The 515-nt window shown below is 63.2% G+C and carries 1 protein-coding gene; it reads left to right on the forward strand.

The annotated features are described in order from the left end of the window. Window positions 1-515, forward strand: a 515-nt coding sequence (locus AC1DDO_RS23040) for a hypothetical protein (RefSeq protein ID WP_476972850.1), incomplete at both ends; no start/stop codon positions are given.

Below are 515 nucleotides of genomic sequence, written 5' to 3' on the forward strand. Positions count from 1 at the left end.
CCGCTGGGGTCCACGGTTTCGGGTTCGGCGTTGAGTGCAGGCTCGGAGGATTACGACTACTACGCTGTCGATCTGCCCAAGGCGGGCCGGGTCGGCCTGAATTTCAAGTTTCCCGTCGGGCTTGGAGCGGGATTCACCTACAGGGTCAACATTTATGGTGCCAATGGCACCAACCTCTACAGCTTCGACCTGGATGGCTCTCATGCTGACGGCAGCTGGCTGGCCGGCCAGGGCACGTTTCTGCCCGCAGGACGGGCTTACATCCGGATCTACGGCTATGACGGCGCAGCAAGCTGGGGCARGACTTACACCCTGAACACCACGCTGAGCGCGGGGACCGTGGAGCTCGAGCCCAATGACAGCACCGCGACGGCGACGGTGGTGCCGCTGGGGTCCACGGTTTCGGGTTCGGCGTTGAGTGCAGGCTCGGAGGATTACGACTACTACGCTGTCGATCTGCCCAAGGCGGGCCGGGTCGGCCTGAATTTCAAGTTTCCCGTCGGGCTTGGAGCGGG

The organism is Arthrobacter sp. 10N43, from assembly GCF_056394525.1.